Genomic DNA, 275 nt, shown 5'->3' with positions numbered 1-275 from the left:
GGTGGGGTGGATGGGCCGGCCGCGTTGTGGCGGTTGTTGTGTGATGAGGGTTCGGGGATTGTTCGGGTTCCGGCGGATCGCTGGGATGCTGATGCGTTGTTTTCGTCGGATCATTCGGTGCCGGGGACGATTTGTTCTCGTGAGGGCGGGTTTTTGACGTCGTGGCAGCCGGCGGAGTTTGACGCGGAGTTTTTTGGTATTTCGCCGCGTGAGGCTGATGCGATGGATCCTCAGCAGCGGTTGTTGATGGAGGTGGCCTGGGAGGCGTTGGAGCA

1 protein-coding gene is annotated in these 275 nt (G+C 60.7%); it reads left to right on the top strand.

Annotated features, from left to right (window positions below; all coding sequences use genetic code 11):
* Positions 1 to 275: beta-ketoacyl synthase N-terminal-like domain-containing protein (locus LI94_RS22915; protein WP_192831031.1), on the top strand; the 275-nt coding region annotated here is incomplete at both ends.

This window comes from Mycobacterium sp. UM_Kg27, assembly GCF_000972905.1.
Classification (GTDB): domain Bacteria; phylum Actinomycetota; class Actinomycetes; order Mycobacteriales; family Mycobacteriaceae; genus Mycobacterium.
The sequence above is the reverse complement of the archived record's forward strand: the minus strand, read 5'-3'. Positions and strand labels throughout refer to the sequence as shown.